General features: G+C 59.9%; 20 protein-coding genes. 10 read left to right on the forward strand and 10 right to left on the reverse strand.

The window, feature by feature from the left end:
- Nucleotides 1-123 precede the first annotated feature (123 nt).
- The 3 genes from JKG68_RS13700 to JKG68_RS13710 form a co-directional block, all read right to left on the reverse strand.
- Nucleotides 124-888, reverse strand: a complete 765-nt coding sequence (locus JKG68_RS13700) for a PRC-barrel domain-containing protein (protein WP_202060311.1) — start codon at nt 886-888, stop codon at nt 124-126.
- 375 nt (nt 889-1,263) lie between these two features.
- A complete protein-coding gene (locus JKG68_RS13705; protein WP_202060313.1) occupies nt 1,264-1,788 on the reverse strand; it encodes a hypothetical protein in 525 nt (174 codons plus the stop codon).
- A gap of 303 nt (nt 1,789-2,091) precedes the next feature.
- The gene (locus JKG68_RS13710) at nt 2,092-2,898 is read right to left on the reverse strand and encodes a response regulator (protein ID WP_202060315.1); all 807 of its coding nucleotides are present in this window, start codon (nt 2,896-2,898) and stop codon (nt 2,092-2,094) included.
- A 185-nt stretch (nt 2,899-3,083) separates the two neighbouring features.
- Between JKG68_RS13710 and JKG68_RS13715 the strand changes: the two genes are divergently transcribed.
- Both JKG68_RS13715 and JKG68_RS13720 read left to right on the forward strand, forming a co-directional pair.
- Nucleotides 3,084-3,308, forward strand: coding sequence for a NepR family anti-sigma factor (locus tag JKG68_RS13715; RefSeq protein WP_246515414.1), 225 nt, complete (start codon nt 3,084-3,086; stop codon nt 3,306-3,308).
- A complete protein-coding gene (locus JKG68_RS13720) occupies nt 3,305-3,850 on the forward strand; it encodes a sigma-70 family RNA polymerase sigma factor (RefSeq protein WP_202060317.1) in 546 nt (181 codons plus the stop codon). The genes JKG68_RS13715 and JKG68_RS13720 overlap by 4 nt, the downstream gene beginning before the upstream one ends.
- Nucleotides 3,851-3,935: 85 nt before the next feature.
- Here the strand turns inward: JKG68_RS13720 and JKG68_RS13725 are convergent, their stop codons facing one another.
- The gene (locus JKG68_RS13725) at nt 3,936-4,109 is read right to left on the reverse strand and encodes a DUF1328 domain-containing protein (protein WP_009494036.1); all 174 of its coding nucleotides are present in this window, start codon (nt 4,107-4,109) and stop codon (nt 3,936-3,938) included.
- Between the two features lie 197 nt (nt 4,110-4,306).
- Here JKG68_RS13725 and JKG68_RS13730 point away from each other — a divergent pair, with 197 nt between their 5' ends.
- Nucleotides 4,307-4,510, forward strand: a complete 204-nt coding sequence (locus JKG68_RS13730) for a hypothetical protein (RefSeq protein ID WP_202060319.1) — start codon at nt 4,307-4,309, stop codon at nt 4,508-4,510.
- Nucleotides 4,511-4,656: 146 nt separating this feature from the next.
- On the opposite strand, the gene JKG68_RS13735 is transcribed toward JKG68_RS13730, so the two are convergent.
- Nucleotides 4,657-5,988 (reverse strand): solute carrier family 23 protein, encoded by a 1,332-nt coding sequence (locus JKG68_RS13735; protein ID WP_202060321.1) that lies wholly within the window; start codon nt 5,986-5,988, stop codon nt 4,657-4,659.
- A 163-nt stretch (nt 5,989-6,151) separates the two neighbouring features.
- Between JKG68_RS13735 and JKG68_RS13740 the strand changes: the two genes are divergently transcribed.
- Nucleotides 6,152-7,171 carry an alpha/beta hydrolase gene (locus JKG68_RS13740; protein WP_202060323.1) on the forward strand — a complete coding sequence of 340 codons (1,020 nt, stop codon included), beginning with the start codon at nt 6,152-6,154 and terminating at the stop codon, nt 7,169-7,171.
- A gap of 9 nt (nt 7,172-7,180) precedes the next feature.
- Here the strand turns inward: JKG68_RS13740 and JKG68_RS13745 are convergent, their stop codons facing one another.
- Both JKG68_RS13745 and JKG68_RS13750 read right to left on the reverse strand, forming a co-directional pair.
- Nucleotides 7,181-8,128, reverse strand: coding sequence for an NAD(P)/FAD-dependent oxidoreductase (locus JKG68_RS13745; RefSeq protein WP_202060325.1), 948 nt, complete (start codon nt 8,126-8,128; stop codon nt 7,181-7,183).
- 345 nt (nt 8,129-8,473) lie between these two features.
- Nucleotides 8,474-8,737, reverse strand: coding sequence for a hypothetical protein (locus JKG68_RS13750; RefSeq protein ID WP_202060327.1), 264 nt, complete (start codon nt 8,735-8,737; stop codon nt 8,474-8,476).
- Between the two features lie 279 nt (nt 8,738-9,016).
- Between JKG68_RS13750 and JKG68_RS13755 the strand changes: the two genes are divergently transcribed.
- Nucleotides 9,017-9,394 (forward strand): HNH endonuclease signature motif containing protein, encoded by a 378-nt coding sequence (locus JKG68_RS13755; RefSeq protein WP_202060329.1) that lies wholly within the window; start codon nt 9,017-9,019, stop codon nt 9,392-9,394.
- 272 nt (nt 9,395-9,666) lie between these two features.
- On the opposite strand, the gene vapC is transcribed toward JKG68_RS13755, so the two are convergent.
- The 3 genes from vapC to JKG68_RS13770 form a co-directional block, all read right to left on the reverse strand.
- Nucleotides 9,667-10,080 (reverse strand): type II toxin-antitoxin system tRNA(fMet)-specific endonuclease VapC, encoded by a 414-nt coding sequence (gene vapC / locus JKG68_RS13760; protein ID WP_202060331.1) that lies wholly within the window; start codon nt 10,078-10,080, stop codon nt 9,667-9,669.
- Nucleotides 10,080-10,298: an antitoxin gene (locus tag JKG68_RS13765; RefSeq protein WP_202060333.1), complete on the reverse strand. Its 219-nt coding sequence runs from the start codon at nt 10,296-10,298 to the stop codon at nt 10,080-10,082. Before JKG68_RS13765 ends, vapC begins: the two co-directional genes overlap by 1 nt.
- A gap of 544 nt (nt 10,299-10,842) precedes the next feature.
- The gene (locus JKG68_RS13770) at nt 10,843-11,463 is read right to left on the reverse strand and encodes a hypothetical protein (protein WP_202060335.1); all 621 of its coding nucleotides are present in this window, start codon (nt 11,461-11,463) and stop codon (nt 10,843-10,845) included.
- Between the two features lie 1,184 nt (nt 11,464-12,647).
- On the opposite strand from JKG68_RS13770, the gene JKG68_RS13775 reads away from it, so the two are divergent.
- From JKG68_RS13775 to JKG68_RS13795, 5 genes are all read left to right on the forward strand, one after another.
- Complete coding sequence (locus tag JKG68_RS13775; protein ID WP_202060337.1) at nt 12,648-13,775, forward strand: calcium-binding protein; 1,128 nt, start codon at nt 12,648-12,650, stop codon at nt 13,773-13,775.
- 1,137 nt (nt 13,776-14,912) lie between these two features.
- A complete protein-coding gene (locus tag JKG68_RS13780; protein WP_202060339.1) occupies nt 14,913-16,979 on the forward strand; it encodes an acyltransferase family protein in 2,067 nt (688 codons plus the stop codon).
- 141 nt (nt 16,980-17,120) lie between these two features.
- Nucleotides 17,121-19,325 carry a glycosyltransferase gene (locus JKG68_RS13785; protein WP_202060341.1) on the forward strand — a complete coding sequence of 735 codons (2,205 nt, stop codon included), beginning with the start codon at nt 17,121-17,123 and terminating at the stop codon, nt 19,323-19,325.
- 1 nt (nt 19,326) lies between these two features.
- Nucleotides 19,327-20,232: a hypothetical protein gene (locus JKG68_RS13790; protein ID WP_202060343.1), complete on the forward strand. Its 906-nt coding sequence runs from the start codon at nt 19,327-19,329 to the stop codon at nt 20,230-20,232.
- A gap of 42 nt (nt 20,233-20,274) precedes the next feature.
- Nucleotides 20,275-20,994 carry a hypothetical protein gene (locus JKG68_RS13795; protein WP_202060345.1) on the forward strand — a complete coding sequence of 240 codons (720 nt, stop codon included), beginning with the start codon at nt 20,275-20,277 and terminating at the stop codon, nt 20,992-20,994.
- Nucleotides 20,995-21,070: the final 76 nt, after the last annotated feature.

Raw genomic sequence — 21,070 nt, forward strand, 5'->3', positions numbered from 1 at the left:
TAGAGGCGCAGCTACAATGGCTGCGCCTTTTATTTTGCCTGCTGCGATCCCAAGCCGCCCTCAAAAGCATACGGCGCCTGGGTTTCCCCAGGCGCCGCCTGTCAGCCGAAGCTGATCGTTCGGTTACTGCTTCGGAGCGGTGGTGTTGCCGGCCGAACCCGTGGTCGTGCCGCCTGTGTTGCTGGCATCGGAATTGAACGCCGGGGCAGCCTGCAGCTCAGCCTTCGTCATGCGAAGCACAACGCGCTCGGGCTGGTTGTTGGCAGCGCTGCTGCCGGATGCGCCAGCATTGTTGTTCGCCGCCATGTTGGTCGAGCCGGCAGCACCGGAGCCGGTGGTCGCCGTATTGCCGGTCGTTGCAGTCGACCCGGTGGTGGCCACGTTGCCGCTGGCGGCGTTACCGCTGTTGCTGCTGTCCATGGCCTGAGCCTGCTGGCTATTGGCGAACTCGAGGGACTTGAACGGAACCGCAACGTCCTTCTCGCCGATCCCAAGGAAGCCGCCCACGCCAACCACGGCCGCCATTACCTGACCGTTCCGGTCCACGATCACGTCATTGATGTCGCCAATCGACTCGTTGTTGGCGCTGACCACCCGGGTGCCGATGAGTTCGGAAGCCATGATCTGCTCGGGCTGCATCTGGGTCATGAACTGACCCTGCATGCCTCCCTGGCCCATGGCGGACGAGGCGCCCTGGTTCATCGTGGCGGAACCGGCAGCGCCGGCAGCGCCGGGCTGCATGGCCGAGGAGCCGGATGTGGTCGAGCCGGAGCCCGAAGCGGCCGGGCGGTCGGTGGCGCCGGAAGGGGTGGTGGATGTCTGTGCGAGGGCGGGCGCAGCCGCGAAAGCCGTCACTACAAGGCAAGCTGCCATATGCTTCTTCAGCATTGCTTATTTCTCCTGAGGGTACATTGAATCGCGTTATGCGCCAAAGTGCGCGAGAGAGTAACGCTTAGCCCAAGCAAGCGTTCCGAATATAAGCCTGTTCAAAGTAATGTTACAGGCACCTATATCTTCAAGCCGTCACATGAATACTTTTTTATATTCTGAGACAGCAAAGCAACCTTGCCACCCGTCAGTCGACAAGCGGCAATAGTCTTCTTGCTGAAGGCAACCGACGCTGGGCCGAATGGTTCCAGGCAAGCCAGGCTCAGGCTCAAGGGGTATAGGACGCACTCGGCGCCCTCGATCCATCGCGGCACACTACCGGCGCAGCGCAGATGCCTCGGCGGAGCGCTTCAGCCGACGGGACGCCTGGCTGCTTCAGGAAAGCGATTGCGGGAGCTGGGCGAGGCACAGGCTCGGCATCCTGTTGGCGCTGGCCTTGGCCAGGGGGCTGACATCCCCCACGCAACCAACCGGATTGCGACGCTTCTGCTTTTGCTCCTGCGGAGCTTCGTTGCCTTCCTGGCGGCGAACGGGGTGCTGGGCAACAGGCCTGTGAGCCTCTTCCTTCAGCGTGATAACGGGCAGGTCCGTGTTGCGGGCGAAGGTTGTCACGCCCGATTGCGGATCCGAGCGATACAGGACCCGCCCGTCGCGGTCCCGAAGGATGACGGTGGCCTGGCTCACCCCAACCAGCTCCACAGTCGACACCGTGGCAAGACTGTCGGCCGGAACGGCCCTCGCCACTCTGTCGCCCTTTGCCGTAGCCGCCTGCGGCGCGGCGTCATGAACCAGGGCTTCGGACTGCGCCAGCGAGGCGATGCTGAAGGAAGCGGGAACGAAGCTCCCGGCGAAGAAAAGAACCCCAGCCAATCCGGTCAATGCCACAGGCGTGCGGAACATCCCTGTCTCCTGCCTTCCCACCTAAACTATTCGAAAAAACAACGCGACCATATGTTTGATGTTCCTGCATCCTTACGTAGGAGTGCAGAATAAAAAGAGGGATAAAAAGCCTGGAACCTTTGTTTTCCGAGCAGCGTTCTTTAAGCACCGGCCTCCTGGTCCTCCCCGCATTCCCCTTGTGCATTGGCCGGCACCTCAGACGGGCTTATGAGCCCGTCTTTTTTTGTCTTGAATACATGAGCACCAAAGAAAACCCGGCCTTGCGGCCGGGCTATTACTGCATCCAGTCCTGGCAGACGGGGCTTAGGCGGTGGCGGCGCGGGGTTCGCGGCGGCGGGCGCTCTGCTGGAAGAACAGGGCTTGGCTGATCACCGCGGATACGTTCGCGGGCTGGAACGGCTTGGCGATTAGGAAGGCCGGCTCGGGCCGCTCACCGGTCAGGAAGCGCTCCGGATACGCGGTGATGAAGATCACGGGCACCTCGAAAGCCTTGAGCAGATCGTTCACCGCATCGAGGCCCGAGCTGCCGTCCGCCAACTGAATGTCGGCCAGGATGAGGCCCGGCTGCTTGGCGGAGGCAAGCTTGACCGCCTCGGTCCGTGTGCGGGCGACACCCGTCACGTTGTGGCCAAGGCCTTCGACCAGGGCCTCGAGATCCATTGCGATCAGAGGCTCGTCCTCGATGATGAGGATGTCGGTGGCCATGTCGGCTGCCAGCTCGCGGCCGGCCTCGTCGACAAGCTCACGAACGGTTCTGGTGTCCACATCGAGGATCTGGCCGACCTCTTCCTCTCCGAAGCCTTCGAGGCAGGACAGAAGAAAGGCCTGACGGGGAAGTGGGGTAATCTGTCCGAGGCGGACCTCCGCCGGAAGATCGCGCTGGATCTGCTCGCTGCGGCCGTTCACCGAAAGGGAGTTCCAGATCCGTGTGAAGACCTGGAAGAGCTCGACCTTCACGTTTCCGGAAGGCCCGATGGTTTCCGGCTCGCTCACGAGCGTTTCAAGCGTGGCGGCCACATAGGCGTCGCCCGCCATCTGGCTGCCCGTGAGCGCGCGTGCATAACGGCGAAGATATGGTAAGTGCTGGACGACAAGCTGAGCTGTCGACATTCGCTTCCCCTTAAACTGTGCTTTTGACTCGCTGTACCGATGGTTCTTTAAACTCGGCTGGGCTGCAAAAGTTCCACGGGAGGGAACCGAGAGCACCGATGAGCGTTATTGCTCGAAAACAAATATACGGATACTGCCAAGGTTGGCCATCCCTCCAAAAAAATCGGGGTGGCAAGGGGAAGAATATGACGGTTGACAAGGGGAACAAGCTGGCGCGGGCCGTGATGGACAACTCCCTGGACGACAAGCTTGCAACCGATCCGAAACTCGACAGCGGCAGCCAGAAACGAATCGGCGACCAGTTGCGCGCCATGTACGACGAGCTGATGCAGCAGCCCGTGCCCGACCGTTTCAGGGAATTGCTCGACCAGCTCGACAAGAAGAACGGGACCAAGGAGGGGTCTCAATGACCCCAGACCCGGAGCCCGAGTTACGAGAGGCTCTTCTTGCTGCGGTCCCCAGCCTTCGGGCTTTTGCCATTTCGTTATCAGGTCAGGTCGATAGAGCCGACGATCTTGTGCAGGACACCATCCTGCGCGCCCTCTCCAACCTGCATCGGTTCGAACGAGGGACGAACCTGAATGCCTGGCTGTTCACCATCCTTCGCAATCTCTTCCACTCCGAGTATCGAAAGCGCCGCCGCGAGGTGGAGGATCCCGATGGATCCTATGCAGGCCGCCTGAAGGTCCAGCCCGAGCAAGGCTCCCGCCTGGACTTCGAGGACTTCCGCACCGCCCTTGCCAAGCTCCCCTCCGACCAGCGGGAAGCGCTTCTTCTGGTGGGGGCTTCGGGCTTCTCCTACGAGGAGGCTGCGAGCATCTGCGGATGCGCGGTCGGGACGATCAAAAGCCGGGTGAACCGCGCCCGCTTCCGTCTCGCCTCCCTGCTGAATGTCGACGACATCGAAGATTTAGGCCCCGACAGCATGACCCGCGCCGCCCTGCAGGGGTAGGTTTCGGCCAACTCGCGCCTCAAGCGCCCCTACGAAAAACGCCGCCTTTTCAGGCGGCGTCGTTTTTTTAGAGGAGCATGCCCCGTTACATGGGGCTTCGTCCGCGCAGCAGCCCGATGACAGCCGAGATGGCAAACAGGACGATTGCAACGAAGAAGATCAGCTTGGCGATCTCCACGGCCGTGCCGGCAATGCCGCCGAAGCCGAACAGAGCCGCAACCAGAGCGATGATGAGAAAAGTGACTGCCCAACCGAGCATGGTGTTACCTCGCTAACTTGAAGTCGACCAGAAGTCGAAGATGTTCAAACAACGCCAAGCGCGACTGTGAGGTTCCGCGAAAAAGACTCAATTCACAGCTGTCCGGCAATTCACCAAAAGTATTCGAGATGCCTTTTAGGAGCATGGAACCTGGTTCTTACCCGGACGTTTTCCAGAACACTTGGGAGAGATGTCCAATGGATCGTTCAATTGCCCTTCGTGCATTTTGCATCTTTACGATTGTTACTACGCTCGCTGCAATCACCGGCTTGGCATCCCATGTAGAGCTTGCCGAAGTACTTTTCCTGATCGGTGGATCGCTCTCTGCTCTGATGCTTTTCTTCGCCCTGGCGACACCTGCGCACAGCCCCGTTCCGGTGCGCGTCCGCCGCAGGCGCTGACATCCTGAACCTTCCTGAAAGGGCGGCCGCCAGGGCCGCCTTTTACATGCAGGGACCGCCGCATCACGCCATCCGGCTTCGATAAAAAAAGGCCCGCGTCGAAGCTCGACGCGGGCCCGAACGGCAAGGCTCCGGAGCGGCCTTGGCTACTCGGCCGCCTGCGGATGTTCAGCCGCCACAGGTCCGACGCGCAGGATGTGGTAGAGGATGATCGCGCCGAACGTTGCCGTGCCGATACCGTCCAGGGTGAAGCCGCCGACCGTCAGCTTGAAATTGCCGGCGCCCAGGATCAGGGCCACGGCTACGGTGATCAGGTTGCGCGGGTTGGAGAAATCCACCCGGTTCTCCACCCAGATCCGTCCGGCCGTTGCGGCGATGAGGCCGAACACCACGATGGACAACCCCCCGAGCACCGGGCCCGGGATGGTGCCGATGAAGGCGCCGAACTTGGGCGAGAGGCCGAGAAGCAGGGCAAACCCGGCGGCGATGATGAAGACCAGCGTCGAGTAGATGCGGGTCACGGCCATGACGCCCATGTTCTCCGCGTAAGTGGTCATTCCCGTGCCGCCGGCTGCCCCCGACAGCATCGTGGCGATGCCGTCGCCCATGAAGGCGCGGCCCAGATACGGATCGAGGTTGCGGCCCGTCATGGCGCCGATCGCCTTGATGTGCCCGAGGTTCTCCGCCACCAGGATCACCGCGACGGGGGCGATCAGGCTGATCGCCCGTATATCGAACACGGGGCTCTGGAAGGACGGCAATCCAAACCAGGCCGCTTGGCCGATTTTGGCGAAATCGATGGGCTGGCCGTAGCCCAGGAGGTTCGCGCAGACGAAGTAGATGAAGTAGCCGATGATGCCGCCGACCAGAACCGGCAGGCGGCGCCAGAGGCCCGGCGCATAAACCGCCACGAGCCCGACCGCCACAACGGTGGCGAGCGCGATCCAGCGCGCGAAATCGGACCCGGCCTGGTTGTCCGACGTGATGCCGGAAGCGCTGTTGATCGCGATCGGGGCCAGCACCAGGCCGATGGCCGCGACGATGGCGCCCGTCACCACGGGCGGCATGATCCGCTCGATCCAGCGGTGCCCCGCCAGCTGAACCACAAGCCCGATCAGGAAATAGAGCGCGCCGGCCGCGATGATGCCGCCGAGGGCCAGGGGAATATTGGGGTTCGGGCTGCCCACGCTCGCCCCGGTGGCGACGAGCACGGGACCGATGAAGGCGAAGCTCGACCCGAGGTAGCTCGGCACCCGGCCTCCCACCACGAAGAAGAAGATCAAGGTCGCAAGGCCGGAGAACAGGATCGAGACGTTCGGATCGAAGCCCATCAGGATGGGCGCCAGCACCGTTGCGCCGAACATGGCGACCACGTGCTGCAGGCCCACAACCACCATCTGGCCGGTCGGCAGCCTTTCGTCCGGCATGATGGCCCCTTCGGTCTTCAACGACCATCGCGGCAGGAAACTGTCGGCCATGATTACTCCCCCAGGCTATGACGCATTGGGTTGCACCGTAGACTTGGCACCCGCCGAATGGCTAGGTGGCGTAAGGACTTATTAACCGGCGTCGGAGCCCAGATTCTGGACAAATGCCCGTTTGATCGCCACAAGATTACACGACGAGCCTATGGAGACGCCGATGCGCAAGGACCATAACGTACCGACGGGGGCGGTGCACAGCCTCTGGGTCGACAGCCAGTGCCTGCAAGGCAATCTCCTGGGCGACCCCAGCCGTCGGCGGGTGGATGTGTATGTTCCCGCAGGCCACGACGGCCGGGATCTGCCGCTCCTTGTCGACCTCGTCGGCTACACGGCCGGCGGCCCTGCCCATACCAACTGGAAGAACTACGGCGAGAACGTGCCGGAGCGGCTCGACCGGCTGATCGGCACCGGGGCGATGCCGCCGGTCGTGGTGGCGTTTCCCGATTGCTTCACCCGTCTCGGCGGCAACCAGTATATCGACAGCGCGGCGATGGGATTGTGGGAGACGTTCCTGATCCGCGAGATGCTGCCCTTCGTGGAAAAGCGTTTCGGCTGCGGAGGTGACGGGCGCCGGGGCGTGTTCGGCAAAAGCTCGGGCGGCTACGGGGCCATGGTCCACGCCATGCGGCACGGAGGATCGGTCTGGTCGGCCGCGGCCTCCCATTCGGGCGATGTGGGCTTCGAATACCTTTATCACCTTGGGGAATTCACCGGGGCGCTGCGCCACTTCGTGGATCACGGCATGTCCATCGAGGCCTTCCTGCGCAAGTTCGAGGCCGGCCCGAAGGCGAAGGACAAGGACTGGCATGTGCTGATGCTGCTGGCGCAGGCAGCAAGCTTCGACCCCGACCCGAGCCAGTTCTACGGTGTCCGCCTGCCGGTGGATCTCGAGACCTGCGAGGTTATCGAGGAGCGCTGGGCCAACTGGCTGCGCTGGGACCCGCTGCGCATGGCGGATGATCCGGGCCACCAGGACAACCTGCACCAGTTGAAAGCCTTCTACATCGATTGCGGCGACATCGACCAGTACAACATGGTCTACGGTTCACGGATCCTGCACCGGAAGCTGAAGAAGGCCGGCATTCCCCATACTTACGAGGAGTTCCACGACGACCACTCCTCGGTCGACTACCGCATGGACACCAGCCTGCCGATCCTGGCCAAGGGCCTCGCTTAGACGGGGACTTCAGGCGCCGCCCGGCTCATCCTCGGTCGGCAATTCGCAGTGGTTGTGGATATGCGTGGCCGCGAGCGCCGCATGGCCCATGCCAACCACGATCTGGTCGATGCCGCGAACAATGTCGCCTGCGGCATAGAGGCCCTTGATCGTGGTCTGGCAATGACTGTCGACCATCAGGCTGCCTGACGGGTCGTGTTCGGCGCCCAAGGAAATCGCAAGATCCGAGCGGTATTTGAGCCCGAGCGCCGAGTAGAGTACGTCGAAGCGGTGCTCCTTGCCTCCCGCGTTCACGGCGGAGATGCGGTCGCCCTCCATGTCGAGGGATTCCACCGGGCTTTCCACCACCTTGATCCCGTGCTCATCGAGCTTTCCCTGCTGCTCCGGGTCCAGTTCCAAGCGCTGCCCTAGGGTAAGAAGGGTCACGTCGCGGGAATAGGTCCTGGCGATGAAGACCGCCTCCCCTATTCCGTGGGCCCCATAGGCGATCACGGCTATCTTCTGATCCCGCGACTCGTAGCCGTCGCAGATCGGGCAATACCGGACGAGGCCCCGTTGGACCGCGTTTGGCACGTCCGGCAGGTCGGGCTCGATATCGACGGCGCCTGTCGCCATCACCACGCGGCGGGCCGCGATCTGGTTCGTGCTGCCGTCATTGCCTTCCACCACGGCGATGAAGCGATCCGGCTGCTTGCGCAGGCCCGTGACCCGCCCCGTCTGGATCCGTGCTCCGTATTGCTCCAGGTTCGAGCGCGCGCGCGCCACGATATCCTTGCCGGAGATGCCCTCCGCGAAAACCGGGATGTTGTGGCTGGTGGGGATCCAGGCCGCCCGCGGCGTTCCGCTGTCCACCACAAGGAACTCGCGCTTGAAGCGGGCCAGATACAGCGCCGTCGTCAGCCCCGCCGGCCCTCCGCCGACGATCAGGCAATCGAGAATCCCTCCGTTTGCCGCCATTCCCCTGCAATCCTCCTGGTGATCTACAGGAAGCACAACACTTGAGAGCGGGAAAAGATCGTGGGGGAAGCGTCAACCGCCCCCGTCGATCAGAGGCTCAGAAGAGCACGCCAACACGGTTGGCTTCGTTCTGCCAAAATCCCCCACAGGTGATCAGGGATCAGGGCGAACGCTCTTCTGCAGAGACCTTGTAATAGCAGGCGACGTGACAACAGCCCCGCGAGGCCGGAGCGATGCTGTCGAACTTTCAACACGCTTGACTAACGTTCTAAACGCTATATCGTTCATAAGACAAGGTGAGGCTTTCCGATGGTTCATGATCAAAACTGGCCCGCGTGTGATCCTTCAACCCACATCCAGTATGCCATCCATTCTGCGCGGGCTGTTGTCGCGGCACTGATAGCGCGGGACCTGAATGCTGCCGAAGAAGCTGCACTGCGCACCTGCCACGACTGTGATCTTCTGGTTCGCTTGCTCCGCGATGTTGCGTCGCTGCTGGGAGATCCGCGCAACCAGCAGCTTGGCCTTGACCCGATGGAAACGTTCGTCCTGGCCCGCCGCGCGAACAACGTACTGGCGATCGTGCAGGATGCAGCGCCTAATGAACATTCTCCTGCTCTCTCTTGTCGAAACTTGGACAGTACGCTGGTCGAACTTCGCAAGTCCTGCGACCCTTGCTCCGGCGAGCCAGAAGCCGGTGACAGGCCGCACACCTCTCCTCAGGCACCTCAAGCGCCCACTGTCGCATCAACCGGATTGCGGGTACGGCTCGTCCCATTTGAGGGTGAGAACGGGACCGCCTCTCCGGCCGAAAGCAAACAGAACAGCAGCTCTCCACGGTCGGACGACCCGCCCTCTGGCTGCGCCGAGCGCTGAGGAGCCCTCAACATGCCCTTTGCCCGACCGTGTGATCTTGGGACAACGCTACGGCGCCGGCTTTCGCCGCGGCAGCGGCTGGCCATCTGGGAGCGGGCGCGGGGCATTTGCGCGATCTGTGAACGGAGAATTGATGGTGTTCGCGAGCGCTGGATCGTTGAGCACATCCGGGCGCTTGAGCTTGGAGGCCAAGACGAGCCCGACAACATGGGACCAGCGCACGAGACGTGTGGGCGCACCAAGACCCGCGAGGATCACCGCCGCACGGCCAAAGCGAAGCGGCAGAAGATCCAGCATCTCGGTGCTAATGAAGCCAAACGCCCCCTGCCCTGTGGCAGACGCAGCCGCTGGAAAAGAAAGATTGATGGCACCATCGTGCCGCGACAATAACCCTCCGTCCCATTTAACAAGTTCGCTGATTGCGCTCCAACGTGCGACATGGCGGTCAGGCCAACCCTCGCAACAGCCTCAGGCCCAGCTTCGGGTTGTCGCCCGCCGCTTGCGGAAGCCAAGGACGGCTCGTCAGAGCACAGACGCAATCCATGAACAGCAAACCTGCGGCATGGGTAGGCACACGGCGGTCTAGACGTGTGAGCTGACCAAGCAAGGTTGCCGCATCGTCACCGAATGGGTCACGCCCGAGGCAGTTCAGCTGACAGCACTTATCCAGTGGCCCAGTTTTCGATCTGAAGGCCACTCACCCGCTGAAATTCCCTCTCGTTGTTGGTGACCAGGATCACCTCAAGGCTCTTGGCATGGGCGGCGATCCAGAGATCGTTGTTGCCGATCAGTTCACCTCGAGCAGCAAGATCGGATCGGATGGTCCCATACATATCGGCCACATTGGCGGCCATCGGCAAGACCGGAATCAGTGCTGTCAACTCCGCCAAGATCACCATAGCTTTGCCGGGGTCCGGGCTTTTCCGAACGCCATAAGCCAGTTCACCATAGGTTATGACCGAGATCGCCGTCGAGCCGGGAGGCAGGATCCGAAATCGCTCGAGGACGGCTTGCGGGCGCTCCCGGCGGATGTAGATGCAGATGTTGGTGTCGAGGAGATAACGACATTTGAGCATTATAGGCCGTCACGCTCCTGAGGCGGGGCTTCGTCGCGCTCGATCTCCGGGAGATCACACAGCAGCTCGAAGGCTTTGGCCAAACTTCTGGGCTTCTCCCGCAAGACGATTTCGTCGCCCCGGCGAAAGATCTCGACCTCATCGCTCGTGAGGCGAAACTGCTTCGGCAGCCGAACAGCCTGGCTGTTGCCGGACTGAAATACCTTGGCGACCGCCATCCCAAATCTCCGTATATACATATTAGTATATACATTGATCGGCAACTATGCAAGGTTTCCCCTCATAAGTCGTCTAGCTTTTCGGTCGTGTGGTTCTGCAGAGCGGCGCACTCCTCATTGAGGGCGCGAATGGCCGTGCGGTGTCCCGACAAGGCCCGACGCTCGTAACGGTCCAACCGAGCTAACCCCTTCCCAAGCATCTCGAGCGCAAAGTCGATGACTTTTAGGTTGCGGAACATAATGTCAAAGTAGGTCGTCCTGATGTGCCGAATCCGAATCATGCTGACGGAGACCTGCGCAACGCGCTCGGCTGCTTTTAGGATCCGGGGATTGTCTCTCTCCTCACCTGCTATGAGACGTGCCAAACGCGCTACCTCGCATGACCAGTCCGCATCGGCCGAAGCCGGAATGGAGAGACCATGTTTTAGCGCATTGCGACGGGATTTCTCCTTTCCCGTTGCTGTGCGTGGCCCAGTGCTGCGTTGGGCATTGGCACGGTTGGCAGCAATTCTTCGAGGGGAACACATGAGTCGTGCCCAAGGGTTCAGTCGATATCGGTGACATCGTCGGTGATCATCCGGGACCGGCGTTTGCCTCCCTCCCGATACCGATCGAGTTCACCGATCACTCGATCGCGGCGAGTATTGACCCCAGCGATCATCCGCTCAATGCGCTCCACCGAGGCAAAATGAAAGGCAAAAGCCCGTGCGGTCATCTCATTGTCGTCGAGGTCATGCTCAGCAAAGATGCCCTTTATGTGAGTGACTGCGGGTTTATGACCCTTGGAATAGCACGCTGCAATGGACGGAATGCCGTCGATCACGTTTGCTCCTTCGATACCCTCCAGCACGTCTTCCAACTCTTCCTGGGCACGCCGTCTCAGGAGGCCATTCTTGAGCCGCCGCAGGCGTTCGCCTTCCCACATCAGATCCGTAATGTCCCTGACCCACATGGCTTCGATCACATCGGTGGGTTTGATGGCAGCCGTGACCTTTATTAGCAACGTATCATAATCCTGTGCACTCTCGCCCCAAACCAGAGGGCGTGTGGCGAAAAGACTACCGAGGCCATCCGGATGAACCTGAACGTCCTCGTCTCTCGGACGACACGGCTTTCGAGATCTGGGCGCCGTCTTTGACGGGCGTGAAGCGGGGGTGGGCGACATTGGTCCTCTCCTTTGCATGCACCCGGTGCGTGCCAGTCGCGACCTTTTCTGAACCGGGATGTTGTCAGCGAGCGCCCGACCGAAGCCCCATTTACCGGTCTGTGCGCACTCACACAGGCTACACCGCCGACCTTTCCGTGAGGTTGTCAGATCTGGTCTCGGCGGCTTGTGGGTCCTGGCAGCTGGGGAATGCCTGTCACGAAGGCTTTCGCGCTTGAAGGCCGGGAGAAATGTCCAAGTTCGTTCAGGAGAGGCCGAACGTCGTGGACTGCAGATCAAAAGGTGATAGATCGCTACGCTGCCGCTCAAAGCGTCTCCCATAGCTGATTTGAAATCTCCTGCACCCGATTTGCCCTGATGTTACAGGCGCGCAACACGTTGATCTGTGCCTCAACAATCGGGGGACGCTCCGATAAGTGCTCTTGGCTTGCCTCTAGCTCATCGCGCAGATCATGCACGAATCCGCTGACCATACTTGTTGGTGGCGGGAAGTGTCGTCCGTGTCCCGGCGCGATCTGCGTCGATGGCGTTGTTCACCCGCTCTGGCGCAATGCCGTGCTCTGACCACCCCGCAGCCCTCCGGGTTGGCTGGTGCGTGCCGGCACAACTGTGGCGGTCAGGCTGCCCCCTTCCTGCCTGTGACCAGCCGCAGGCACGCCCCGATCATCCGGCAACGTGGGGTTCCCCAGTTCTCATCAATGATGGCTTGGGTGAGCGCAGTCCCTATGGCATCGCATGGACTGATGTCAGAGGTGATCGCTTGATGCAGCGCCTGATAGGTCCTGTGGTCCTCGCCCCGAATGATGTCTAGGCCTGCTGCAGATGCCGCAGATCTCCGTCGAGGCTTGGTGCGCACGGGCATGTAGGTCATCGGGGAGGCTCTCGCCCGGTACCATTTGCCGTCAATACGATGAGGTTAACTCTGTGAATGAGGCGTGGCTTCTCCCAGCCCTGCGGACCCGGGCCCGTTGGGTCTCGCGGTACCGCTCCAGTTCCTGAAGAAACGATCGGCGACGGGCTTTCGCGACCGCAATCATGCGACCGATACGGTCAAGCTCGGCACTGTGGCGGAGGAAAGACTGTGCGCTACTTTGATACAGCATGGAACGGCAAAGCCACAAGCAAAGTTGATGAAGGAGAAATGTTGTGCCCGGGCCGACCCGAACCGTTGTAGGAGTCTGCCCATGCCGACCGTGATTGCCATTGAGGCCAAGCCCGTTGAATTCGAGGGAATCGATACCGGCTTCCTTCACCTCTACCTCGTCAAGACCGTTACGGACGAGCAAGGGCGCGTCGTCTCGGAAAAGGTGATCCGAGGCACAGCAGGATCGAATGGTGATCTTGAGACGTTAGTCGATGCCAATCTGGCCACCTCGCCCGATCGGAGAGGCTCCGACACTCCCGAGGAGAGGCATCGTGAGGTTCTCGATACTGGCACCAGGGACGCTAATGATGTCTGGCAGATTATGGTCCAGCATGCCAACAACATCGAGAAAGCGGATCTGGACTATAGCGTTGATATCTTCAAGGAAATTTCTGGAGGTGACCTGAACAGCAACTCGGTTGTCGCGTCAGTGCTCCATTCGGTTGGCCTGAACTTGACCACAAGCTTCCCGGATGGCGTCAGCCGCTCCGATGCCCCTCTCTACGGCCAGCTCCAGTATATGAACGTGGACGATGCTCTCTTCGGCACGGCGAACAACGACCGTATCATGGGCGGCGTTGGGAACGATCGGCTTTACGGCCGCCATGGGGACGACCGCCTTTATGGGGAAGACGGGAATGATCACCTTCACGGCAGTAATGGCAATGACGCTCTGTTTGGCGGGAGCGGCAATGACAATCTGGACGGCAGATCCGGCAATGACGCTCTGACTGGCAGCCGCGGAAATGACCGTCTTTATGGCAGCTTCGATGACGATGTTCTGAGTGGCGGAAGCGGGAATGACCGTCTCTACGGCGAGTCGGGCGCAGACATTCTGCGCGGCGGCTCTGGCAGGGATGCTTTCGTCTACAATGCAGTTCCGAACAGTCAGGCGGACGTCGACACCATCCGAGACTTCTCGGTTGCCAATGACACGTTCTGGCTGAACAACAGTGTGTTCACAGGTCTAGGGCGTGAGGGTCAGCTGAGATCATCGGCCTTCAGGACCGGGACGGAGGCGCATGATACAACCGACCGCATCATCTATGATCGCGACCAAGGCGTTCTCTACTACGATCACGACGGTAGTGGCGCGACAGAGCAGATTGTGGTGGCGAAGCTCTCGACTGGCCTAAGGATGACCAATATGGATATTCTCGTCATCTAGACTCGGTCTCCAGAGATCCCGCGCAAGGCGCCAGGTCAGCGAGGCAGCCCCACCCTGCAACGTCGACCTTGGCTGTTGCGAATCAGATGCACCGGACGCGTTGCGTCTCAGTCCGGTGCAGTATCTTAAGCCTCACAGCGCCTGTCCGAGCAGTGCTCCTTCCGACTTAGGCTTTTGCGATCGTGGGCGGCTGAAGTTGTGGGAGAGACACAAGGCCAATGTGTGGTGTGCTGGTCTGCAACAGAAGGTCTATGACGTCCTCAAGAGCTGGGTCGTCGACCACAGTATAGAAAGCCAGGAGAGGCGGAATGCTGTGCTCAACTCCGTCAATCACGTCCGACCCTTCTATTGCTCGCAGGTGATCCTCCAGTGCCTCTTGAACGCCCTGGTTCAGGAGGTCGACCTGGGCGCCGTGGGCGTTGGGTCCCTATGTGGTCAGTAATGTCCTCGGCCCACATGGCTTCGAGGATATCCGCGGGCTTCCTCGCCGCCATCACCTTGAACAGCAGCTCATCGTACTCGCTCTCGTCCTCACCCAGGACCAAGGGACGCTTGGGGAAGAGACCTCTGAGATTTATGGGGTGAATTTGCAGGTTGTCTTTCCGCGAGCGGCGCTTTTTCCGCTGCCAGGCGGCCGGTTGCATCGACGAGATATCAGTTTTGGTTGATACGGGCATTGCTACCTCCCTGGCAAAGATGGTGAGTGACCCCGTTCGCATCGTGCAAGCGTTCCATCGCGTCATCAAAAAGATTAACCGGCGCTGAAAAACCCATCTTAACGGACTGACCTTGCCGCGAGGTTTCCGTTGCCGCTGGAGCGGACCTCGACAGCCGACCTTAAAGCGCGCGGCACGAACGGCTGGGTGCGAGAGCCCAGGACCGTTCAAAGTGTTGCCAATCGTCGCGACCCGCAAAGGCTCAGTGACAGATCTTTCGGCATGGTGGCCCCGACAGGTAGGAAAGACCCGGGCCAAGCAGGATGATAGCTGCCGGGAACATAGTAGCACCTACTATGCCGGCGTCCAAATTAGTAAAGACATGCTACGCTGCCAGTGCGGACGCTCGGTCTTCCTTTGTGCAGCACAGACTTGTATGACCTCCCTCCGGGCGAGGTTACAGTCATGGAAAATCGAGCGAATGGCCGACACGATTGCCAAAACACAGAACTACCGACCTGAGATTCAAGGCATCCGTGTCATTGGGGCGCTGCTCGTTGCCTGTTTCCACATTTGGGGCGGGCGAGTCTCGGGCGGCGTGGATGTGTTCTTCGTCATCTCTGGCTTCTTGATCACGGGGTCGCTCTACAAGGAAGTTCAGAACAGCCAGACAATTGACGTGATCGCCTTCTGGGGTCGGATTGCCAAGCGCATCGCTCCAATGGCTTATCTGGTGCTCGCGCTTACGCTTCTCGCTGCCCTGCTGTGGATGCCCAAATCTCGGCAGGTGGGCTTTTTGTCTGAGGTCCTCTACAGCGCCGTTCATCTTGAGAACATTAAGCTCATGATGAACTCGGTGGACTACCTTGCCCGCGAGGAAGCCCCCAGTCCGGTTCAGCAGTTTTGGGCTCTCTCCGTCCAGGTGCAGTTCTATGCCGTCTGGCCATTTCTTCTCCTCGCAACCGGCATCGCGGCGAGAAGAGTTAGGTCAAGAACAGGCATCTACATTGGGGCTCTGACAGCCGTATTCCTGGCCTCCCTGGCCTATTCGATCATCGAGACCGGGGAGGACCCATCTCCAGCCTATTTCAACACGTTTGCGCGTGTATGGGAGTTTGCCCTAGGGGGCCTTCTTGCCATTGCTTTGCCCCGGCGAACCCTACCGCCAGCGCTGCGATGGCTGGCAGGGTGGGCTGGCCTTGCACTGGTAGTCAGTTGCGGCTTTGTTCTCCCCGCCTCCGCAGACTTTCCAGGATATGTCGCATTATGGCCAACGATGGGAGCGGCCCTGGTGCTGCTATCAGGCGGCGGCAATCTGCGCTTCGGAGCAACCCAGATTCTGGCCTCCAGGTCGCTGGTGGCACTGGGCGACATCTCATTCTCGTTCTACCTCTGGCACTGGCCAGTTTTGATATTCGCCATGCTCCTGACCGGGCGGACCCATCTCGGCCTAGGGACTGGATTAACAGTAATTGCGGTGGCGTTCTGCGGCGCATACCTCGCCAACCGCTGGATCGAGCAGCCGATCCAGCGCTCCTCCCTGGGCAAGGTCCGCCGATGGCATATCCACGCCATGGGAGCCGCAATGGCCGCATCTGTGCTTGCCGTGACAGCCGTTTGGATCCTGACAAACGGCGGAGTAGACGACATCCGAAGTCTTTCGATCAAGGACTATCCTGGCGGATCCGTCATGGCCTCAGGCGACACTGCAATAAAGCCTGGCCTAGCGATCCAACCCCATCCCGGCGTCGCGAAGGATGACAAGTCCAAGCCATTTGTCGATAAGTGCCACCAGGATCAGCGCAAGGCCGATATCCTCGCGTGCAACTATGGGAACGATCGCGCGCCAACTAAAACAATTGCCCTGGTCGGCGGGTCACATTCTGCGCATTGGCTCGAAGCCCTTGAGCAGCTCGCTCATCAATATGGATGGCGTGTTCTCAGCATCACGAAAAGCGCCTGCCCCTTTGAGATCAATGCTCAGCGCAAGCAGCCCTGCATTGAGTGGAACGAGAACATCATCGGGTATTTGGCCCAATTGAGGCCCGATGTCGTGTTCACAACCTCAACACGTCCCTACCGCGGCCCCACTATCGGGCACGGTCTGGAAAAACCGAGAGAGATCATCCCGGAGGGTTATCTGATGCAATGGGCCCGTCTTGCCGAAAAGGGGCTGACAGTTGTGGCCGTTCGCGACAATCCGTGGCTCGGTACCAACATACCGGAGTGCGTTGAGAAGCACTCTGCGGATGTTTTTAAGTGCAGCCGTCGGCGCTTAGACGTTCTGGATGACATGGATCCCTCCTCGAGGCTCGCCTCTAAGCCTGGCAATGTCTCATTTATCGACCTCTCCGATCACTTCTGTGATCCGGCACGGTGCCTTGCTGTCGTGGGGAACTTGCTTGTCTATAGAGACAACCATCACATGACTGCATCATTCAGCAGAAGCTTGGCCGTGCCTTTGGAGGAACGCCTGCGTCAGGTTCGGCCAGATCTGTTTCAGATAACTTCCGTCAGCCAAGAGAGCTCAGCCATGGACCCTCAGTAGCCTCTTAGCACTGCAGCAGTACACCTCTGCAGCAACACGAAGACTGAGGGATCTAATCGTTGTGAGATCCATTGCCTTCGCACCGGGTGCGGCAAGCCAGTCCTAACCACTTGGACGCTCTGCATGAGGCGGCAAGTTATCGTGGAATGGAATCTGAGCCTGCACACCCGGAACTTTAATAGCCAGCCTTGGATATTACAACTTACCCGCCCTTCTCAAAGAGAGCTCAGCACGGTAAGAAACCGGTTTGATCGCCAAGGCTGCAGACCTAACAGAATGGATATTTCGAGCAAGTTTTCAGGATCGGCTAGCGAGCCCCCTCTCAGCGTGGTCATTGGCATCCGAAACTGGGGGCTAGATCGCCTAAAGGTTGCTCTTAGGTCACATTTAGAGTCGGATACTCCGGACCTGGAAATTATTATTTCAGATTATGGGTCAGCCAACTGCGACGATGTTTCCAAGATAGCCCAAAAGTTTGGTTGCAAGTACATCTATAGTAGAGCTGATGTTTGGAGCCGCTCATCGGCTCTCAACGCAGGCATCGCGGAGGCTTCAAGCAACAACATACTCACAACAGATGCAGACATAATATTCTCACCAAAGTCCCACGACGTCTTAATTCATAACCTTCAGCGCATGCCGGATTCCGTGCAGATCATCCAATGCCGGGATCTTCCCGAGGGCTTCGGTTCTGAAAGTCTTTCGCATTTCGACTGGAACCATCTTTTCAAGGTGTCGGCAATCCGCCCCAGATGGGGCATGGGCGGCTCAGCGACCTTCAGGAAGGCTCTCTTCTCGAGGCTACACGGCTTCGATGAGCGGATGACGGTCTGGGGCGGAGAAGACAACGACTTCGTGCAAAGAGCCCGCCGTTCGGGAGCGATCCTGAACTGGGTCGAGAACCCTGAGGCCCAGATCTACCACATCTGGCACCCTCCGGACTCCCGGGGAGCTTCTCCGGCAGAGGCAAAGATTGTCGAGAACAACAAGAAGCTTCTCGATCAGGATTTCACGGTTGTCAGAAACCTGTCGCGCTCCTTTCGGCGATCCCGCTCGTCCGATCCCACGGCATCCATCGTCATCGCAACGAGGAACAGGCCGGAGTTGCTGCGCGAATGTGTGCGCAGCTGTCTGGAGCAGACGTTCCAGGATTTTGAGATCATTGTCGTCGACGACGGATCGAACGAGGCCCTGAGGCCGAGGCTCGACGATTTCGGCGACGAGCGACTCCGCGTGATCCGGCTCGAGGAAAGCAGAGGCATTGCCTATGCGAGGAACCATGCCAACAGGCTGGCGCGCGGAGAGTACATCGCAATCCAGGATGATGAGGATCTGATGCTGCCCCAGAGACTGGAGCATCAGCTTGGCGCCATCGCGCATGACTTTGCCGGCACCTATGGCGGCTGGATTGCCTTCGACGACCAGTCAGGCGCGCTAACCCCGAACCCTGGATGGAAAGCGTTCGATCTGCCGTCGATGATGTTTGGTAGGGGCCCCGCCCATGGGGGCATTCTGATCAGGAGGCGGACCCTTGATCATTACCGATATAACGAGACATTTCAGGCGAACTCCAGCTTCGACCTGCTGAACAGGATCGCGCGCGGGAGCGTCCGGCTAGCTCATTGCGGTCACTACGTCATCCTTCGGCGTCTGCGCCCATACGATCATGCTGGTCCCGACAATTTGGCTCAGAAATCCACGTCGACCATCAGCAAGGCTATGGCCCGTGCTGCGGTGTCGGCAGACCTCGAACAGCAATATAGGAAAGCTGCAAGAGCGAACCCGAAGATCCAGATTGCCTTCTCGGAGGTCATGGATGCATCTCAGCACCTGCCTCGGCATCTGCTGTCCCAGAGGGTGCAGCTCGAGTTCCGAAGCCCCCCGCCTGCGGACGGTGGGATAATGGATGTGTTGAGGTCCATGCTGGCTGATCGCCGACCCATCAACATCAAGTTCAGCAAGGGCCCTCAAGGCGGCGTCAAGACCATCACCGTCGCCTGCGACAGCAACAAGGACTGCAACCAGATCATCTCCACCTTCTCAGAGATTGGGGAGATTCAGCACGTCAGCAATTTCGTGCTCCCCCGCGCCCATTCCGACCTATCTCGGATAGAAGCATATTTCGAAGGAACTGATGCCGGAGAAGGGGAGTATTTTCGGGTCGGCGACGATATCGAAGGACTCATCCGGACGTTAGGCAAACACTGCAGCCGTTGCTTTCTTGCCGCAACTGGCAAGGCGGAGTACCGGTTGGGCCTTCCGCCGCTCGAAGCGCCAGTCAGGGCTCTCGTTCACGCGAAGATAAGTCGCTTCCTGACGAGTGGCCGCCACATGTCGGAGGCTTGATTTGCAGACCGAGACCGTATTCGACCCCTCCGAGCGGATCATCACCATCAAGTACTCACCAGAGCGGTACGACGCCTTTCCTCCAGCTGCCAATGCCTGGATGGACGGACGCATCACGGACCTGAACAGGGACCGGGAGGCGGCAGCTCACGCCTTGCTTCTGCTTGCGTTCGTCTCGGGTCGATTTTGCCCGTCACGCGGCTGTGGGGCTGATGTGGCAGGATCGCTGCGCGATCTGTTCTCTCCGCGCAACGTGCTTCTTGAGGGCGTCGATCTCTCGCCGGCCCGCATTCCATCGGGCATCCGCACCGCAATCCTGGGCGACGGATCCTATCGGATGGCGGCAACGGTGAGGGTCACGAGACCGGACGTTGTCTTCAAGCTGAGCGAGAGCGCGCAGACGACTTTGGCGGGCCCGCGCAACATGACCATTTCATCCAACTTTGGCTTGTTCTCACCAGGGAAAGGTCAGCTAAATGCCCTCATACCGACCATCGCCGCGGCTCTGCTGTTCTCGGAGGATGCAGGACTCGGACGCTTGGTTCTTCCGGTCAATGATCTGGACCAAGGCGAGGTTGAGCTGATCAAGCGTCTTACTGCTTTACTCGCCGCAGTGAATATCGCGGTTGATGCTCCCCTGCTGGGAAAGGAACTCCACACCTTGTCGGACCTGCTGCTTGATCCGGCCAGCCTCGAGTTGTTCTTTGCCGAAGGTCATGAGTACAGCAACACACCGGACGACCTGCCGGACTTCTGGTTCGTCAGGCTCCTGTGGGCAAGGAGGACCGGCAGTTCAGAGGATCTTGACGAGGCTGCGGCGAGGCTGCGCTCGTTCTCCGAGGCGGGGCACTTCTTCTCGCCTCGGGAGCAGGACATGATAAGGTCCGGTGCGAGGACGCACATGTGACCAGCCCCTCATGAGAACAGCAGCCGAATTGACGATGACGCGATGATCTCCAGAGCTATCAAGAACCTAACGCCGCTGTCGCTTCGCATCTTCCTGAAGAACCGGCTTCCCGCGCGCATAGTCGGCGCAGTTGCCACGCCCCCAGCCTCAACCCGCGACAAAGCTGATAACGGCCGCAGGCCCATTCAGCCCCAATGCCCTATCTGCGGCACATCCCTGCCGAGCGCCCCATCCCAGTTGGACATCCAGTGCACAGGCTGTGGCGCCCTGCCACATCACCGGAAACTGGCGCTCGCCGTCTATGCTCATGCGAGGCTGGCGGATACTCAAGTCCTCGTTGTTGGATCTGACGACGTCCTCCAACTCATTTGCGAGGGATTGGAGAAAGTCACCTTCGCGCCGGATCCGGCCGACGTACCTGTCGACCTGCGCTCCAAGGTGGATCTTTGCATCCACTCCTATTGGCTGCAGGGCAGCAAAATGGGGCCTGAGAAGAGCCTGCGCAGCCTGGACGCGCTCCTGTCCCCCAAGGGAAAGCAGATCTTCACCCTCGACACCTCATGTCGGTGGCACCCGATCCAATGGCAGCGGGGCCCGCACGCATTCCTAGAGTGGCTTCATCGAGGGGGTTGGGCAGAGGCAAACGTATTCGAGCCGGATGAGGTCTACGGAGGCGGGGCTGGGGAAGCTTTCGGGTGCAGCCCTACTATTGAAAGCCCTGCTACGGCTGTGATCCTTCCTGGATCAATGCTGCGCAGCTAGGGAGACGATGCGGAGGTCCTTTGGTTCATGCGCAACGGTGATCACAATGGGAATGCTGGTCCGGGGCCAAAATGTG

The organism is Microvirga aerilata (genome assembly GCF_016743775.1).
GTDB classification, from domain to species: Bacteria; Pseudomonadota; Alphaproteobacteria; order Rhizobiales; family Beijerinckiaceae; genus Microvirga; species Microvirga aerilata.

Excerpts from the sequence above, each read along its gene's own strand:
- JKG68_RS13755 (WP_202060329.1), top strand. The coding sequence starts at position 9,017 with ATGCCCTTTGCCCGACCGTGTGATCTTGGGACAACGCTACGGCGCCGG.
- JKG68_RS13745 (WP_202060325.1), bottom strand. The coding sequence starts at position 8,128 with ATGGCGGCAAACGGAGGGATTCTCGATTGCCTGATCGTCGGCGGAGGG.
- JKG68_RS13710 (WP_202060315.1), bottom strand. The coding sequence starts at position 2,898 with ATGTCGACAGCTCAGCTTGTCGTCCAGCACTTACCATATCTTCGCCGT.
- JKG68_RS13780 (WP_202060339.1), top strand. The coding sequence starts at position 14,913 with ATGGCCGACACGATTGCCAAAACACAGAACTACCGACCTGAGATTCAA.
- JKG68_RS13725 (WP_009494036.1), bottom strand. The coding sequence starts at position 4,109 with ATGCTCGGTTGGGCAGTCACTTTTCTCATCATCGCTCTGGTTGCGGCT.
- JKG68_RS13765 (WP_202060333.1), bottom strand. The coding sequence starts at position 10,298 with ATGGCGGTCGCCAAGGTATTTCAGTCCGGCAACAGCCAGGCTGTTCGG.
- JKG68_RS13740 (WP_202060323.1), top strand. The coding sequence starts at position 6,152 with ATGCGCAAGGACCATAACGTACCGACGGGGGCGGTGCACAGCCTCTGG.
- JKG68_RS13730 (WP_202060319.1), top strand. The coding sequence starts at position 4,307 with ATGGATCGTTCAATTGCCCTTCGTGCATTTTGCATCTTTACGATTGTT.
- JKG68_RS13750 (WP_202060327.1), bottom strand. The coding sequence starts at position 8,737 with ATGTTCATTAGGCGCTGCATCCTGCACGATCGCCAGTACGTTGTTCGC.
- JKG68_RS13715 (WP_246515414.1), top strand. The coding sequence starts at position 3,084 with ATGACGGTTGACAAGGGGAACAAGCTGGCGCGGGCCGTGATGGACAAC.
- JKG68_RS13735 (WP_202060321.1), bottom strand. The coding sequence starts at position 5,988 with ATGGCCGACAGTTTCCTGCCGCGATGGTCGTTGAAGACCGAAGGGGCC.
- JKG68_RS13720 (WP_202060317.1), top strand. The coding sequence starts at position 3,305 with ATGACCCCAGACCCGGAGCCCGAGTTACGAGAGGCTCTTCTTGCTGCG.
- JKG68_RS13700 (WP_202060311.1), bottom strand. The coding sequence starts at position 888 with ATGCTGAAGAAGCATATGGCAGCTTGCCTTGTAGTGACGGCTTTCGCG.
- JKG68_RS13795 (WP_202060345.1), top strand. The coding sequence starts at position 20,275 with ATGATCTCCAGAGCTATCAAGAACCTAACGCCGCTGTCGCTTCGCATC.
- JKG68_RS13705 (WP_202060313.1), bottom strand. The coding sequence starts at position 1,788 with ATGTTCCGCACGCCTGTGGCATTGACCGGATTGGCTGGGGTTCTTTTC.
- JKG68_RS13770 (WP_202060335.1), bottom strand. The coding sequence starts at position 11,463 with ATGTCGCCCACCCCCGCTTCACGCCCGTCAAAGACGGCGCCCAGATCT.
- vapC (WP_202060331.1), bottom strand. The coding sequence starts at position 10,080 with ATGCTCAAATGTCGTTATCTCCTCGACACCAACATCTGCATCTACATC.
- JKG68_RS13775 (WP_202060337.1), top strand. The coding sequence starts at position 12,648 with ATGCCGACCGTGATTGCCATTGAGGCCAAGCCCGTTGAATTCGAGGGA.